At 32.8% G+C, this 16833-nt stretch carries 15 protein-coding genes, 2 rRNA genes and 1 other annotated feature; of the genes, 2 read left to right on the top strand and 15 right to left on the bottom strand.

Going from position 1 to position 16833, the window contains the following annotated elements:
• Position 1 precedes the first annotated feature (1 nt).
• From JW646_RS08435 to JW646_RS08460, 6 genes are all read right to left on the bottom strand, one after another.
• The gene (locus JW646_RS08435) at positions 2–376 is read right to left on the bottom strand and encodes a GntR family transcriptional regulator (RefSeq protein ID WP_074919730.1); all 375 of its coding nucleotides are present in this window, start codon (positions 374–376) and stop codon (positions 2–4) included.
• 11 nt (positions 377–387) lie between these two features.
• The gene (locus tag JW646_RS08440) at positions 388–528 is read right to left on the bottom strand and encodes a hypothetical protein (RefSeq protein ID WP_187359236.1); all 141 of its coding nucleotides are present in this window, start codon (positions 526–528) and stop codon (positions 388–390) included.
• Positions 529–662: 134 nt separating this feature from the next.
• The gene (locus JW646_RS08445) at positions 663–1433 is read right to left on the bottom strand and encodes a TatD family hydrolase (RefSeq protein WP_228417280.1); all 771 of its coding nucleotides are present in this window, start codon (positions 1431–1433) and stop codon (positions 663–665) included.
• Positions 1434–1445: 12 nt separating this feature from the next.
• A complete protein-coding gene (metG, locus tag JW646_RS08450; protein ID WP_278280873.1) occupies positions 1446–3425 on the bottom strand; it encodes a methionine--tRNA ligase in 1980 nt (659 codons plus the stop codon).
• Positions 3426–3448: 23 nt separating this feature from the next.
• Positions 3449–3694 (bottom strand) — a binding site (T-box leader).
• A 282-nt stretch (positions 3695–3976) separates the two neighbouring features.
• On the bottom strand, positions 3977–4498 hold the full coding sequence (locus JW646_RS08455) for a spore maturation protein (RefSeq protein ID WP_074919733.1): 522 nt from the start codon (positions 4496–4498) through the stop codon (positions 3977–3979).
• A complete protein-coding gene (locus JW646_RS08460) occupies positions 4498–5052 on the bottom strand; it encodes a nucleoside recognition domain-containing protein (protein WP_074919734.1) in 555 nt (184 codons plus the stop codon). Before JW646_RS08460 ends, JW646_RS08455 begins: the two co-directional genes overlap by 1 nt.
• Before the next feature lie 185 nt (positions 5053–5237).
• On the opposite strand from JW646_RS08460, the gene JW646_RS08465 reads away from it, so the two are divergent.
• Together JW646_RS08465 and JW646_RS08470 are read left to right on the top strand one after the other, a co-directional pair.
• Entirely contained in the window at positions 5238–6668 is a 1431-nt protein-coding gene (locus JW646_RS08465) for a nicotinate phosphoribosyltransferase (RefSeq protein WP_228417281.1), read from the top strand.
• 32 nt (positions 6669–6700) lie between these two features.
• The gene (locus tag JW646_RS08470; protein ID WP_148556958.1) at positions 6701–7129 is read left to right on the top strand and encodes an Lrp/AsnC family transcriptional regulator; all 429 of its coding nucleotides are present in this window, start codon (positions 6701–6703) and stop codon (positions 7127–7129) included.
• Positions 7130–7151: 22 nt separating this feature from the next.
• Here the strand turns inward: JW646_RS08470 and JW646_RS08475 are convergent, their stop codons facing one another.
• The 9 genes from JW646_RS08475 to JW646_RS08515 form a co-directional block, all read right to left on the bottom strand.
• Positions 7152–7856 carry an HD domain-containing protein gene (locus JW646_RS08475; protein ID WP_228417282.1) on the bottom strand — a complete coding sequence of 235 codons (705 nt, stop codon included), beginning with the start codon at positions 7854–7856 and terminating at the stop codon, positions 7152–7154.
• A 20-nt stretch (positions 7857–7876) separates the two neighbouring features.
• Complete coding sequence (rsmI, locus tag JW646_RS08480; RefSeq protein ID WP_074919738.1) at positions 7877–8710, bottom strand: 16S rRNA (cytidine(1402)-2'-O)-methyltransferase; 834 nt, start codon at positions 8708–8710, stop codon at positions 7877–7879.
• A 2-nt stretch (positions 8711–8712) separates the two neighbouring features.
• Positions 8713–9462: a tRNA1(Val) (adenine(37)-N6)-methyltransferase gene (locus JW646_RS08485; protein ID WP_074919739.1), complete on the bottom strand. Its 750-nt coding sequence runs from the start codon at positions 9460–9462 to the stop codon at positions 8713–8715.
• Between the two features lie 51 nt (positions 9463–9513).
• Entirely contained in the window at positions 9514–10401 is an 888-nt protein-coding gene (locus JW646_RS08490) for a PSP1 domain-containing protein (protein WP_074919740.1), read from the bottom strand.
• Positions 10398–11333 (bottom strand): DNA polymerase III subunit, encoded by a 936-nt coding sequence (locus JW646_RS08495; protein ID WP_074919741.1) that lies wholly within the window; start codon positions 11331–11333, stop codon positions 10398–10400. The genes JW646_RS08490 and JW646_RS08495 overlap by 4 nt, the downstream gene beginning before the upstream one ends.
• A gap of 175 nt (positions 11334–11508) precedes the next feature.
• Positions 11509–12099 (bottom strand): nucleoside/nucleotide kinase family protein, encoded by a 591-nt coding sequence (locus JW646_RS08500; protein WP_074919742.1) that lies wholly within the window; start codon positions 12097–12099, stop codon positions 11509–11511.
• A 24-nt stretch (positions 12100–12123) separates the two neighbouring features.
• A complete protein-coding gene (locus tag JW646_RS08505; RefSeq protein WP_228417283.1) occupies positions 12124–13551 on the bottom strand; it encodes an aminotransferase class I/II-fold pyridoxal phosphate-dependent enzyme in 1428 nt (475 codons plus the stop codon).
• A 102-nt stretch (positions 13552–13653) separates the two neighbouring features.
• Positions 13654–13770 (bottom strand): 5S ribosomal RNA (rrf, locus tag JW646_RS08510).
• Positions 13771–13842: 72 nt separating this feature from the next.
• Positions 13843–16741, bottom strand: a 23S ribosomal RNA gene (locus JW646_RS08515).
• Positions 16742–16833: the final 92 nt, after the last annotated feature.

The raw sequence follows: 16833 nt of genomic DNA on the forward strand, positions 1-16833 counted from the left end.
TTTATTCCCCCTCATAAATATTTTCTAATGTAGAAATTAGCTCTTCTTTTGACAATCCTAAACTATTAGATAAATTTATAGCTTCTTCTAATTTTTCTTCTATTTCTCTCATTTTAGCTTCATATACTAGTTCCTTATTAAAGTGAGACACGAAACAACCTTTACCTGGTACTGTATTAATTAAACCCTGTTTTTCTAATTCTTCATAAGACCTTTTAGTAGTTATAAAACTAATACCTAAGTCTTTTGCCAAGGATCTCATAGAAGGTAGCATCTGATTTTCTTCTATTTTGCCACTTAATATTTGCTCTTTTATTTGATTTACGATTTGCAAGTATATTGGCAAGTCTGAATTATTTAAAATAATTACTTTCATAATCCCTCCTTTTATCTGTGTTTTATAGATTTATTCTTTATATTTTTTATAGCTATAAACACCCCATCAAATATAAATATTAAAACAATTGGAATAAACATTACTAAAATAATATTAATTAGTTTAAATGAACGTTCTGATAAACCAAACATAAATACTCCCCTTTATATAAATTGTATTAACTGTATAACTATATATTATACAGTTAATACAATTATGTATACTCAAAAAATATATTTATATATAAAAAGACTTATATCTAAGTAAATAGATATAAGTCTTTTTATTATTTTATATTAAAGAATCTTTTCGCATTTTCTTTAGTTGCTTCACAAACTGTTTCATAAGAAACACCTTTTTCAATAGCTATTGTGTCAGCTACAAATTGTACTAATGAAGGGTCATTTCTTTTTCCCCTATGTGGTGTTGGTGCCATATATGGTGAATCAGTTTCTATAAACAATCTATCTAAAGGTATTTCTCTTGCTACTTCTTTAGTTTTTTTATTGTTTTTGAAGGTAACTGTTCCAGATAAAGATATATAACATCCCATCTTCACATATTCTTTAGCTAACTCCACATTTCCACTATAACAATGTAATACGCAACCAATCTCTGGACTTTTGTACTTTTGAATTATTTCAAAAGTATCTCCATGAGCATCCCTGTCGTGAATTATTATAGGTAACTTTAGTTCATTAGCTAGTTCAATTTGTTTTATAAACCATTCTTTTTGAACTTCTCTTGGAGAATTGTCATAGTAATAATCTAACCCTATTTCTCCTATTGCAACTACTTTTTCGTTTTCTATTGCTAATTTCCTAAGTGTATCAATAGCTGTTTCATCTAATTCGCCCACATCGTGAGGGTGAACTCCAACTGCTGCATATATAAAATTGTGTTTTTTAGCAAGCTCTATACTGCTAATAGATGTTGCTATACACGCACCTGGATTAACAACTAAATCTACACCTTTTTCTTGAAGAGAAGAGATTAACTCTTCTCTATCTTCATCAAATCTCTCATCATTTAAGTGAGCATGTGAGTCAAATAACATAGTTACATCTCCTTATCTAACTTCACTACCATCATTTGCTCCAGTTGCAACTGGAACTATTAAGTCGTCTCCGTCATTTCCTGCAGCTAATATCATACCTTGAGATTCAACACCTCTTAATTTAACTGGTTTTAAGTTACAAACTACTATGACTTCTTTTCCAACCATTTCTTCTGGCTTATACCATTTAGCTATTCCTGATACTATTTGTCTAGTTTCTGGTCCTAATTTAACTTGAGAAACTAAAAGTCTGTCAGCTTTAGGATGTTTTTCACAAGATAATATTTTACCAACTCTTAATTCTACTTTGTCTAATTCTTCTATTCCTATGAATTCTTTGTGCTCTAATGGAGCTACTTCTTCTACTGTTTCTGTTTTTTCTGCAAATAATTCTTCCAATTCTGCTACCTCTTTCTCGATGTCTAGTCTTGGGAATAAAGCTTGACCTTTGTGTACTTTTGTTCCTGGTTTAATTAAGCCAAATGTATTAGTACTTTCCCAATTTGTTAATTCTTCTTGTCCTGCTATTCCTATTTGGTCATATATTTTGTTAGCAGTTGTTTTCATTATAGGGTTTATTAATGTAGCTATTATTCTTATAGATTCACATAAGTTGTATAATACTGCATCTAATTTACCTTTGTTAGCTTCGTCTTTTGCTAAAGCCCATGGCATAGTTTCGTCAATGTATTTGTTAGTTCTTCTTACTAATTTCCATGCACCTTCTAATGCTTCATGGAATTGCATTTTGTTCATTTGAGTTTCAAATATTTCTCTTGATAATTTAGCTTGTTCTTTTAGGCTTGAGTCAAATTCAGTAGATTCTATCGCCTCTGGTATTATACCATCGTTGTATTTTTCTACCATTGATACAGTTCTACTCACTAGGTTTCCTAAATCATTAGCAAGATCTGTATTTATTCTTGTTACAAAGTTTCTATGAGTGTAACTTCCATCTTGTCCGAAAGCAAATTCTCTAAGCAAGAAATATTTAAGTGTATCTATTCCATATCTTTCAATCATTGGCTCTGGATATACTATATTTCCTTTTGACTTACTCATTTTATCATTTCCGAATAATATCCATCCATGGCCATATACTTGCTGTGGTACTGGTAAATCTAGTGCCATTAATAATGCTGGCCATATTATTGTATGGAATCTCATGATTTCTTTACCAACAACTTGGATATTTGCTGGCCAGTACTTTTTCATTTCAGAATCATTTTCTGATAAATATCCTAATGCTGTGATGTAGTTACATAAAGCATCTACCCAAACATATATTACGTGTTTCTCATCAAAAGGAACTTTTATACCCCAGTCAAATGTAGTTCTAGTTACACATAAATCTTCTAGTCCTTTATCTAAGAAGTTAGCAACCATTTCATTTTTTCTTGATTCTGGGAAACAGAAGTTAGGATTTTGGAATAATTCTCTTAATCTATCTTCATATTTAGATAATTTAAAGAAGTAAGCTTCTTCTTTAGCTAAATAAGTTTCTCTACCACAGTCTGGGCATTTATCTCCTTCTAATAATTGAGATTCCGTCCAGAAACTTTCACATGGAGTACAGTATCTTCCTTCATATTCACCTTTGTATATGTCACCTTGTTCATATAATTTAGTGAATATTTTTTGTATTATAACCTTATGTCTGTCTTCTGTAGTTCTTATAAAATCATCATAAGATATGTCCATAGTCTTCCATAGGTCTTTTATTCCAGCTATCATTCCATCTAAGTATTCTATTTCACTTACACCTTGTTCTATAGCTTTCTTTTGGATTTTTTCACCGTGCTCATCTGTTCCTGTTAAGAATTTTACATCATAACCACAGAATCTTTTAAATCTAGCCATAGCATCAGTTGCTACAGTAGTATAAGTATGACCTATGTGTAATCTACCACTTGGATAGTATATAGGCGTAGTTATATAAAATGTTGGTTTAGTCATTTTTGTTTCCTCCTCTTGTACATTATTTTTATAAATAAAAAACTCGCCACTATGGAGTCCATAGGGGCGAGATTATTCGCGGTACCACCCTAATTTATTTATCATGAAAAATTCACGTTGCTTAAAAACACTATTTTCACAATAGATATCTTAGTAGACTGTAACATGTCTAAATGTTTTATCCTAAATTATTTCGGATAAAAAGCTCCAAGGCCATCTTCAGTAATTCTTTTAGCACTAGCTTCCACCTAACCTAGCTCTCTGTAGAAAAAATCCTTACTTACTCTTCTCTTCTCAGCTTTTATTATATATGTTTTTAAATATGTATTAAATATTATTCTCAAAATCAAAGTTTTGATACAAATATTAATCAATTCTTTTGAGCAACGGTTTTATTCGAAGCTATAACAAGGATATATCACTTAAGATTTGACCCTTGCAAATTTTTAATACTATGTTTCTAATTTTAGTAAATTTATATTTTATTGTCAACAATTATCCTCTATTTAAGTAAAATTTTCCTTTCCTCATATCGACAATGAGTTGCCTTCTCTATCGCTTTTGTCAACTCCATTGCTGAAATTTTATTATAATATTAAATAACAAATATACACAGAAGCTAACACACCTGCTATATGACATAATAATGCACAAAATAAAGTATATCCTGTATCTTTTATTTTCAAACTACCATAATAAATTGCCATTGTATAAAAAATTGTTTCTGACGCTCCAACCATAGTAGATCCCATTTGTTCTGTAAGAGAATCAATTCCGACCCTTTGGATTAATTCCGCATACACTCCTAAGGCCCCACTTCCAGACAAGGGTTTTACAATTATAAGGCCTATTAATTCCTTTGGTATATTTAATAGTTGAGCTACAGGTGAAAATATGTACTCCAAAACTTCTATTCCTCTTCCTGATTTAAAAATTCCTATAGCTAAAAATATTCCTATTATATAGGGCAATATGTTCCATGCAGTTTTTAATCCCTCTATAGCTCCATTTATAAAACTTTCATATATATCTATGTTTTGTTTCTTACCATAGATAACAATAAATAAAATTATTACAGGTATTGCTACATTAGAAAAATAATCTAGCATTATTTATACCTCCTTTGTAATAATTTACAACCTACAACTCCTACTATTGTAGATATAATTGTAGCAAATAAAGTGGTTAAAATTATAGAATTAGGATTTGTACTGCCTGCATCCATTCTTATTTTTAACATAGTAAAAGGAATTAACTGTATGGATGAGATATTAATGACTAGAAACATTATCATATCAGGAGAGGCCTTTTTCTTATTTGCATTTAATGTTTGCAGTTCACTCATGGCTTTTAGTCCAAAGGCTGTTGCTCCGTTTCCTGCCCCCAACATATTTAACACCATGTTCATAATCATATAAGACATGGCTTTGTGATTTTTCGGAACAGTAGGAAATAACTTTTTCATTAAAGGACTCATTTTATCCGCTATTTTATCTATTAATCCCGAGTCTTTTGCAATATTCATTATACCCATCCAAAGTGCCATTACACTGGCCAATGTTATGGCGAATTCAATAGCCCTTGTTCCCTCATTTAGTATTGCTTGATTTGTTTGAGGTAAATTGTTAAAACATATACTCCCAACTATACCTAGGACTATCATATAAAACCATAATTTATTAATATAAATCCTCCTCCTTTAAACCATTTTATGATGTATACTTAAAATAAATGATGTCTTATTTTATAATACTCTACATATACTTTATGCTTGAAAGTTGAGGTATATTATGTTTTAGTATAAGTATAAGGTTTTTTAATTTATTTAAATGTTTAAGGAGAAATACCATGAGAAATTTAACACTTCTTACTGATTTGTATCAATTAACTATGTTAAATGGATACTACGAGAAGAATATTCATGAAGACATAGTAGTATTTGATATGTTCTTCAGAAAAAACGCTTGTAATGGTGGGTATACTATTATTTGCGGTATAGAACAATTAGTAGAATACATAAATAATCTTCATTTTTCAGATGATGACTTAAAATACTTAAAAAGCCTAGATTTATTTTCTGATAAATTCTTAGACTTTTTAAAAGATTTTAAATTTACTGGGGATATATATGCTGTGGAAGAAGGGACTATAATGTTCCCAAAAGAACCTGTAATAACAGTTAAAGCACCGTTATATCAAGCTCAATTAATAGAAACTGCTTTGCTTACAATAGTGAATTTCCAATCACTAATTGCTACTAAAGCTTCTAGAGTTTGTTATTCTGCTGCAGGGGATCCTGTTTTTGAGTTCGGTCTTAGACGTGCTCAAGGACCAGATGCAGGTACTTATGGAGCAAGAGCTGCCGTAATAGGCGGATGTAGCGGAACTGCTAATGTATTAGCTGGGAAAATGTTTAACATACCTGTTATTGGTACTCAAGCTCACAGTTGGGTTCAAAAATTTGACAATGAATTAGAATCTTTCCGTGCTTACGCGGATGTTTACCCAGATAAATGTTTATTGTTAGTTGATACATATGATGTCTTGAAAAGTGGCGTTCCAAATGCTATAAAAGTGTTTGATGAACTAAAAGCTAAAGGCCATAAACCAATGGGAATTAGAATAGATTCCGGTGATTTACAATACTTATCCGTTGAAGCCAAAAAATTATTTGAAGAAGCAGGTTATACTGATTTATCATATACTGCTTCCAATGATTTAGATGAGTATACTATTGCCAGCTTAAAGTCAAGTGGTGCAGCAATAAACTCTTGGGGCGTTGGTACAAAATTAATTACATCGGCTGAATCTCCATCTTTAGGAGGAGTTTATAAACTGGCTGGTTCTTATGATGGTGACACACTAGTTCCTAAAATTAAAGTTTCTGAAGAGCCAGAAAAAATAAATAATCCAGGATTTAAAAAAGTAGTAAGGATATATAATGAAGACAATAAGGCTGAAGCTGATTTAATCATGCTTCATGATGAAAAAATCAATACAAGCAAACCATTAACGATTTTTGACCCTACATATACTTGGAAGCGTAAAACTTTCCATAAATACACAATAAAAGAACTTCAAAAACCATTATTTAAAAATGGTGAGTGTAAATACGTTTCTAAAAGCGTTAATGAAATAAAGAAATATGTTAATGACCAACTGAGTACTCTATGGGATGCTTATAAAAGATTTTCTAACCCAAAAGAATATAAAGTTGATTTATCGGACAACCTTTGGACACTAAAATCTGACTTGCTAGATTCAAAAAAACGCTTATAATATACATTATAATAATAAAAGGGGGCCACTCAATGGATGTAACAGATTACAGAATCATAGAAATATTACAAAAAGACGGTAGAATTTCTATGAAGGATTTAGGTAAAATAGTAGGACTAACTTCTCCTGCTGTTTCAGAAAGAGTAAAGAGATTAGAAGAATCTGGTGTTATAGAGGGATATAAAGCTATAGTTAATCCAGATGCTTTAGGAAGAGTAATAAAAGCATTTATACACATATCTCTACCTAGTGATAAATATGTGGCATTTTTAGAAGCTGCGAAAAATGATCCTAGAATAGTCGAATGTCACCATGTTACTGGAAACGACTGTTCTCTTCTAAAAGTTATTGTAAAAGATATGTATGAACTAGAAAATGTTATTGATAGTATCAAGACAATCGGCTCAACAAAAACATCCGTAATACTATCGACTCCAATACAATCAAAAGCAATTTTGTAATAAAAAATGTATCCTTTTAATATTAAAAGGATACATTTTTCTTGTATTTATATAAATAAACAGTCAAAACATAATAAATATATGATTTTAAAATCTCTTCATCCTCTTTTGTATCTAATAATCTTTTAGTTGCAGTAATATCTGCAAATCCTAATAACATTACTCCTATAACATCATCTTGTAATTTGTTAAACATCTCCTTTAGCACTTCATGAGACGCATCACTTTTTTTATAAATAGTAAGAAGATACATATGGTATCTAGTATAGTTATAAATTAATTCTATGGATTTTTGTGATAAGTTAAGATTTTTTCCTACTTTTAGGGCAATTTCCCCACTAAATTTTTCATGTCCTTTAAAATGTGTTCTTCCATTTTCGTCTATAGTTTTTGCTTTTGATTTTCCTATATCATGTAAAAAAACACCTAGTTTTAATAAATCTAAAGTCTTTAGGTCATCTTCTATTATTGTATTTAGATATTTCCATATACCTTTATTTAGATGAGTTGGAAATTTGTTTTCTTCTATAAGTTTTTCGAATTCTTCCAATGCATAAATAGTATGACTAAAACAATCAACCTTGTGATATTTACACTGTCCTACTTCTTTCATACTACTAACTTCCGGTATTATGTCTTCTAAAACTCCACTTTCATCTAGCTCCCATATTTTTTCGCAGGCATTATTACTTTTTATCCCATTAATTATCTTAAGTACGTTCTCCATAAAATCACCCCGTCTCTTCTTTATAGGTCTAATACTTGCTTATAAACAACATCCTTTTTTAGTTTTCTTTCTTTACTAACTACTTTTATAGCATCCTTTTTACTCATACCATCTTCTAAAAGAGATTCTACATATTCTCTTTCACTCAAGTTACTATAATCATTCGCTAAAGTTTTTTCGCCCTTAAATCCATCAACAATTAAGACAAATTCACCTTTAACATCTTTTTCGTTAAATATATTTATAACTGTTTCAATATCTTGTCTTATTACTTCTTGATACTTTTTAGTAAGCTCTCTATTTACTGATATTTCTCTATTTCCTAAAATTTTGAGCATATCTTTTAAGGTATCTTTCAGTCTATGAGGTGATTCATAAAAAATCATAGTTCTTTCTTCTTCTTTTACTTCTTCCAATCTACTTCTTCTTATCTTCTTGTCTCTATCTAAGAAACCTTCAAAGGCAAATTTATGAGTATTCATTCCAGATCCAACTAATGCAACAACAAATGCTGTAGCTCCTGGTAATACGTCTATTTCTATATTATGCTCTATTGCTAACTTAATTAAATCCTCTCCTGGGTCAGAAATTCCTGGCATTCCTGCATCACTTATCAATGCTATATTTTCGCCTTCAAGTAATTTATTTATTAAATATATTCCTTTTGAGTCTTTGTTGTGCTCAAAATAACTTGTAAGCGGTTTTGATATTTCAAAATGATTCAATAGTTTTACACTATGTCTTGTATCTTCTGCTGCTATTAAATCAACTTCATTTAAAACTCTTAAAGTTCTATATGTTATATCTTCAAGATTTCCTATAGGTGTTGGACATATATATAATTTTCCACTCATTATTATTCTCCTATATTTTCATTTGCATATATTTCTTCTATTTCTTTTGTATAATTTCCATTTTCATCGTAAACATATAAAGGATCTAAAATTTTTAGTTCTGGTCTACCATCCTTTGTAAACTCAACTAAAACTAAATTAGGTGCTTTATTTGCTCTTGGATGAACAAATTGTATTACTTTAGGTTCTAGATTATATTTTCTACCTAAAGTTACTATATCAACAAGTCTTATAGGTCTGTGTATCATAAAGAACTTTCCTCTAGGCATTACAAGTCTTGAAGCCGATCTTATTACATCCTCTAAATCACAAAGTACCTCATGTCTAGATATGGCCTTTTTGTCATTTGGATTTTGTATTCCATTCATATGCATATATGGTGGATTAGAAGTTGCCACATGATATCCATGGACTTCTAATTGCTTGTCTATATTTTTTATATCACCTTTTACTATTTCAACTCTATCTTGTAAGTTATTTAACTTAACTGTCCTACCCGCCATTTCCCATACATCTTCTTGTATTTCCACACCAACGATTTTTTCGGCTTCACTTTTCCCAGCTATAAGCACTGGTATTATTCCCGTTCCTGTTCCTAAATCTACAACTTTTGCTCTTTTTTTAACTTTGGCAAAATTAGCTAAAAGAACTGCATCTATACCAAAACAAAATCCATTTTTATCTTGTATAACTTTTAATCCTTTTAGTTGCAAGTCATCTATTCTTTCAGTGTCCTTTATTTTTACTTCCATGTATTTCTCCTTTACAATAATAGTAGGGGAATTAAATAATCCCCCTATACTTTAGTCCTCTAATTTTTTAAGCTCTTTTAACGTAGCCATATCAATATCTAAATCTTTTCCTTTTCCACAACCATCACACTTCTTAGGTGCTTGAAGTACTTTTATTTCTTCTTTCATACATATTCTTATAGTTTTATCATTAAATTCTACCTTAGCTTGTTCTAATAAAGGATTTGTTTCTATAACTTTACCTTTATTACCATCTACTTTTACTATAGACCCAACTGGTGGAACTTTTTCTATAGCTTCCACATAAACATCGTGTTCGTATTTTAAACAGCAGAAAAGTCTTCCGCATATTCCTGATATTTTAGTTGGATTTAATGACAAACTTTGATCTTTAGCCATTTTAATTGATACTGGTTGGAAATCTCCAAGCCATGATGAACAACAAAGACTTCTTCCGCAAGGTCCAAGCCCACCTATTGATTTTGCTTCATCTCTAACCCCAATTTGTCTAAGTTCTATTCTTGTCTTAAATATTGCAGCCAAATCTTTGACTAATTCTCTAAAATCTATTCTTCCTTCTGCCGTGAAGTAGAAAATTAATTTATTTCTATCAAAAGTATATTCACAATCTATCAAATACATTGTAAGCTCATGTTCTTTAATTTTTTGTAAGCATAATTCAAAAGTTTCTTTAGCTTTTTCCTTATTTTCTTTATATATCTTATTATCTTCTTCTGTAGCAATTCTTATGATAGGTTTTAATGGTGAAACTAAACTTTCTTCATCTATTTCTTTCTTACCAACAACAACAGTTCCGTATTCCAATCCTCTTGCAGTCTCAACTACAACATCCATATCTTTTTCTATTGCAAAATCAACTGGATCAAAGTAGTATATTTTTCCTGCATTTTTAAATCTTACTCCTACAATATTTATCATTTAATCACCTCATATATATTTAAAGACATCACTTGTATACTTACATTAAAGTTACAATTACCTTTTATTTTTATTTTAGTATCTTCTATTATACCAATAATTTTAGATACCTGAGAATATGTAATTTTAGTGCTCATATTTTGTATGAATACTATTTTATCAGCATTTATTATCATATTTTTATCTACATGTTCTTTGCAAATCATTATATCTCTAAAATAATTAATCATCATATCAAGCACAGTTATGCTTTCACTCTTATATTTTTCCATTTGACTAGGTATATCAAGAATTTCAACCATATTCTTACTTAATATTGTTTCTATATAATTTTGAACGCTTTCTTTCATTTCATAAAAATCATTAGAACTAGATAATTCTAAAGCTTTTTTCATACTACCTCTAGAAAATGCTGATAAAAGATTTGCTCTGTTTTCTTCTACTCCTTGACTAATTAAATAGTTTTTTACTTCAACAAAAGGAATTGGTGTAAATTTTATTACTTCACATCTGGATCTTATAGTTGGTAACAAACTTTCTTTATTATTAGTAACAAGAATAATTATAGCATATTCAGGTGGTTCTTCTAATGTTTTTAACAATGCATTTTGAGCCTCTACAGTCATTTTTTCAGCTTTATCTATTATATAGATTTTGTATTTCTTATGTGGCTTAATAACAATGTCTGATTGTAAATGTCTTATTTGAGCTATTTTTATACTATTACCATCAGGTTTTACTCTTATACAGTCTGGGGCATTTTCGATATGAGTAGTTTCAAGAAGTATTTCTGCTAATTCATTAGCAAAAGTTTCTTTTCCTATTCCTTCTATACCTTCAAACATATATGCATGATTTATTTTGCCCTTTTTTATAGAGTTATTCATATATTTTTTAGCAAACTCTTGTCCTTTTATATTTTCAAAATACATATCTATTTTCTCCACAAAGTAATTTTTTGTTTTTGTAGTAATTATCTTATATTATAACAAATAATCAACTTATTTCTATATTTATTCTACACACTTTTTCTCATTTATATAAAAAACAATTAATTTATAATTTTACTAATAAAAAAAGAGATATTATTATATCCCTTTCTATTAATTATTGCATTAAATTTAATATATCTTTTTTTATATCATTAATACAACTTTCTAAGTTTTCATTTATATAAAATTTATTAATACCTAGTCTTGACAAGTTTTCAGTACTAAAATCTTTATTATCTGCTAAAAATCTTCTGCATAACTCATCATAATTAGGCTTATCCTGTTTTCTTTCTCTTTCTAAAGCTCTTTCTAACCTAATTCCATCTTCTATGTCAATATAGAAAGGATATACCTTGTCATCTCCAAAGTAATCTCTTAAACTCTTATAAGCCTCTAGTGTTGTTATTAATAAATAGTTGTTTTTATTTAAATCTATCTGTCCATCATTTATAGTTCCATAAAACCAATCACCATGTACCGTATGATATACTCTTTTTTCTATTACTTTATTTTCTTTTTCAAATTTATTTAGTTCATCTGTATTAATAAAGAAATATTCTACGCCATTAGTTTCATTTATACGCTTAGGTCTTGTTGTATAAGATATAATTGGTTTTAAATCTAAATCTTTATCATCATTTATTTCTTTAAATATAGTATCTTTACCTGAACTACTTTTTCCCATTAAACAAAAAATTTTGCCCATGTTTTCCTCCCGTTCTTTCAATAGCTAAAAATAGTTTTGATTTATGTCGATAACATCAATATATTCTAAATTAACATCCTTAATGCCACTTACTATCATACCACTTTTAACCCCCTCCTGAATATAAGTAATAATTTCTTTTGTTATTATTTCTCCTGGTGAAATCAAACTTATTCCTGGTGGATATGGTATTATATACTCCCCGCTTATTTTTCCAATACTATCTTCTAACTTTACACTATGTTTGTCACTATAAAAAGCTTGTCTTGGATTTAAAACTTTTTCAGGAATATTTTCTGGACAATTTATGTCTTCCAATAATTCCTTATCATTTGTATTTAAAATAAAATCATCCAACGCTCTTTTTAATCTAACAAAATCTTCTTCATCGTTACCAATAGTGCATATTAATAAAACTCCATAATAGTTTGATAATTCAACTTGAATTTTATATTTTTCTCTTAAAATACTATCCAACTCATACCCTGTAATACCTAATTTCTTTAAAGATATAAAAATCTTTGTTTTATCCATATTATTATCAATTATAATATTTTCATTATTTTTAAATTTACTTTTAAAATTATTTATATTACTAAGTAAATTTTCCATTAACTTTATTCCATAGTTATCATATATATCTACTGCTAACTCAAGAGAAGTTAAAAGTACGTATGAGGGACTTGAGGATTCTAGAAACCTTAACATAGCCTCTATTTTATTTGTATCAACTCTGTTTCCTTTTACATGCATCATAGAAGATTGTGTAAATGATGGTAAAGTCTTATGGGTACTTTGAATTATTATATCTGCTTTTTGTTCTATTGCTGATTTAGGTAGATTATTGCTTAATTGCAAATGGGCTCCATGTGCTTCATCAACAATTACAATTATATTTTTGCTATGAGCATAATCGCATACTGATTTTAAATCAAAGGTTTTTCCATAATAAGTAGGATAAGTAAGAACTATGGCTTTTGCATCCAAGTTGTTATCTATTACTGATTTTGTACTTTCAACATCTACACCCATTATTATATTTGTCTTCTTACATACCATAGACTCTATATATACTGGATCTATGTCTCCTAATATACATGCATTTATAACTGATTGATGACAATCCCGATTTACAATTATCTTTGATTTTGGATTACAAACGGCCATAATAGATGCCTCTATACCACAAGTAGTTCCATTAACTAAATAAATTGTTTTATCACTATTAAAGACTCTTGCTGCTCTATCTTGCGATTCTTTTATAATTTCTTTTGCATTATGTAAATTATCAGTTCCATCTATCTCAGTTGTATCTAAAGTGTATATTTTTTCTAAAATATTTTTATATCCTAGTTTTCGAAAAATTTTACCTGTTTTATGACCTGGTACATGAAAAGATGTCAAATTATCATCTTTTAACTCTTCTAATTTATTCAAAATATAATTTTCCATGAATTCTCCTTTAGCATACTTTACAAATTTATCTATAAAAATAAGACCGATGATTATTGATTAAAATCCTCGGTCTCATTTACATTTTCCAATAAAAAAATTACGTGGCTACGTGCTACTCTCCCAGGGGGTCGCCCCCCAAGTACCATCGCCGCTCAAGAGCTTAACTTCTGTGTTCGGAATGGGAACAGGTGTATCCTCTTTGCTATAATAACCACATAATCTTTATATAAAGTATTAACTTTTGTTAGTACTTTCAAAACTGCTAACATTTAATGTTTCCATTATTTTTTGGTCAAGTCCTCGACCTATTAGTATCAGTAAGCTACATATGTTACCACACTTCCACCTCTGACCTATCAACCATGTAGTCTTCATGGGGTCTTAACCTTGCGGTGGGAAATCTTATCTCGAAGTAGGCTTCGCGCTTAGATGCTTTCAGCGCTTATCCTTTCCGTACTTAGCTACCCAGCTATGCCCTTGGCAGAACAACTGGTACACCAGCGGTACGTCCATCCCGGTCCTCTCGTACTAAGGACAGGTCTCCTCAAATTTCCTACGCCTGCGACGGATAGGGACCGAACTGTCTCACGACGTTCTGAACCCAGCTCGCGTACCACTTTAATGGGCGAACAGCCCAACCCTTGGGACCTACTACAGCCCCAGGATGTGATGAGCCGACATCGAGGTGCCAAACCTCCCCGTCGATGTGGACTCTTGGGGGAGATCAGCCTGTTATCCCCAGGGTAGCTTTTATCCGTTGAGCGATGGCCCTTCCATGCGGTACCACCGGATCACTAAGTCCGACTTTCGTCCTTGCTCGACCTGTATGTCTTGCAATCAAGCTCTCTTCTGCCTTTACACTCTACGTACGATTTCCGACCGTACTGAGAGAACCTTTGAGCGCCTCCGTTACTCTTTAGGAGGCGACCGCCCCAGTCAAACTGTCCACCTGACAGTGTCCCACTACCTGATTCAAGGCAGCTGGTTAGAATCCCAGTACTACAAGGGTGGTATCCCAAGGATGGCTCCACACAGACTGACGTCCATGCTTCATAGCCTCCCACCTATCCTGTACATGTAGCACCGAGACTCAATGTCAAGCTACAGTAAAGCTCCATGGGGTCTTTCCGTCCTGTCGCAGGTAACCGGCATCTTCACCGGTATTACAATTTCACCCAGTCTGTTGTTGAGACAGTGCCCAAATCGTTACGCCTTTCGTGCGGGTCGGAACTTACCCGACAAGGAATTTCGCTACCTTAGGACCGTTATAGTTACGGCCGCCGTTTACTGGGGCTTAAGTTCACTGCTTCGGTTACCCTAACAGATCCCCTTAACCTTCCAGCACCGGGCAGGCGTCAGCTCCTATACATCGTCTTGCGACTTAGCAGAAACCTATGTTTTTGGTAAACAGTCGCTTGGGCCTATTCTCTGCGGCCATGTTTCCATGGCACCCCTTCTCCCTAAGTTACGGGGTCATTTTGCCGAGTTCCTTAACAACAGTTCTCTGGCTGGCCTTAGGATACTCTCCTCACCCACCTGTGTCGGTTTGCGGTACAGGCACCTTTAACCTCGATAGAGACTTTTCTCGACAGTGTGAAATCAGCTACTTCGCTACTAAATTTCGCTCCGCATCGTACCCCAGCATTATTCAGGCGGATTTGCCTACCTGAACTGCCTCAATACTTGCCCGCACATAACCAACAGTGCGGTTAGCTTATCCTACTGTGTCATCCCATTTCTCAAACGGTTATTGGTGGTACAGGAATATCAACCTGTTGTCCATCACCTACGCCTTTCGGCCTCGGCTTAGGTCCTGACTAACCCAGGGCGGACGAACCTTCCCCTGGAAACCTTGGGTTTACGGCCTGTGGGATTCTCACCCACATCTCGCTACTCATGCCAACATTCTCACTTCTATACAGTCCACATCTCCTTACGGTAATGCTTCAATCCGTATAGAAAGCTCTCCTACCCATCATAAATGATGCCGTAGCTTCGGTAGTACGTTTTAGCCCCGGAAATTTTCGGCGCAGGATCACTCGACCAGTGAGCTATTACGCACTCTTTAAATGAGTGGCTGCTTCTAAGCCAACATCCTGGTTGTCTGTGCAATCCCACATCCTTTACCACTTAACGTACATTTAGGGACCTTAGCTGACGATCTGGGCTGTTGCCCTTTTGACTATGAATCTTATCACCCACAGTCTGACTCCCAAGCATAAGAATACGGTATTCGGAGTTTGATAGTCTTCGGTAAGTGCAATACCCCCTAGGACATTCAGTGCTCTACCCCGTTTCTCTAAATCTTGAGGCTAGCCCTAAAGCTATTTCGGAGAGAACCAGCTATCTCCGGGCTCGATTGGAATTTCACCGCTATCCACAGGTCATCCCCGAGCTTTTCAACGCTCGTGGGTTCGGTCCTCCACGAAATTTTACTTTCGCTTCAACCTGCCCATGGATAGGTCGCCCGGTTTCGGGTCTACGTCAACTAACTATACGCCCAGTTAAGACTCGCTTTCGCTGCGGCTCCACACCTTAAGTGCTTAACCTTGCTAGGTAACGTAACTCGTTGGCCCGTTCTACAAAAAGTACGCAGTCACACAAATAATGTGCTCCTACAGCTTGTAAGTGTAGGGTTTCAGGTTCTATTTCACTCCCCTCCCGGGGTTCTTTTCACCTTTCCCTCACGGTACTATACGCTATCGGTCACTAGGTAGTATTTAGGCTTGGAGGATGGTCCCTCCTGCTTCCCACAGGGTTTCACGTGTCCCGTGGTACTCTGGATCATATCTGAAGTCTTCTTGTTTTGACTACGTGGCTTTTACACTTTATAGCGGAGCTTTCCAACTCTCTTCGTCTACAATAGCCTCTTCGTTATGATATGTCCGCAACCCCAGTGAAGAAAACTTCACTGGTTTGGCCTGTTCCGCGTTCGCTCGCCGCTACTTACGGAATCGAATTTCTTTCTCTTCCTCCGGGTACTTAGATGTTTCAGTTCCCCGGGTTCCCCTCGCATAGCTATGTATTCACTATACGATACTTAGACATTACTCTAAGTGAGTTTCCTCATTCGGAAATCTTGGGATCACAGTTTACGTGCAACTCCCCCAAGCTTATCGCAGCTTATCGCGTCCTTCATCGGCTCCTAGTGCCAAGGCATTCGCCCTACACCCTTAATAACTTGACCAGTTATTAACGTTGATATTTTTAAAAGTTATCTTCTTTATATGATATATTTTTTAAGAAGTTTATCTTCTTCTTTATATAATGTCATATCAC

It is taken from the genome of Terrisporobacter hibernicus (assembly GCF_020809405.1).
Taxonomy (GTDB): domain Bacteria; phylum Bacillota; class Clostridia; order Peptostreptococcales; family Peptostreptococcaceae; genus Terrisporobacter; species Terrisporobacter petrolearius.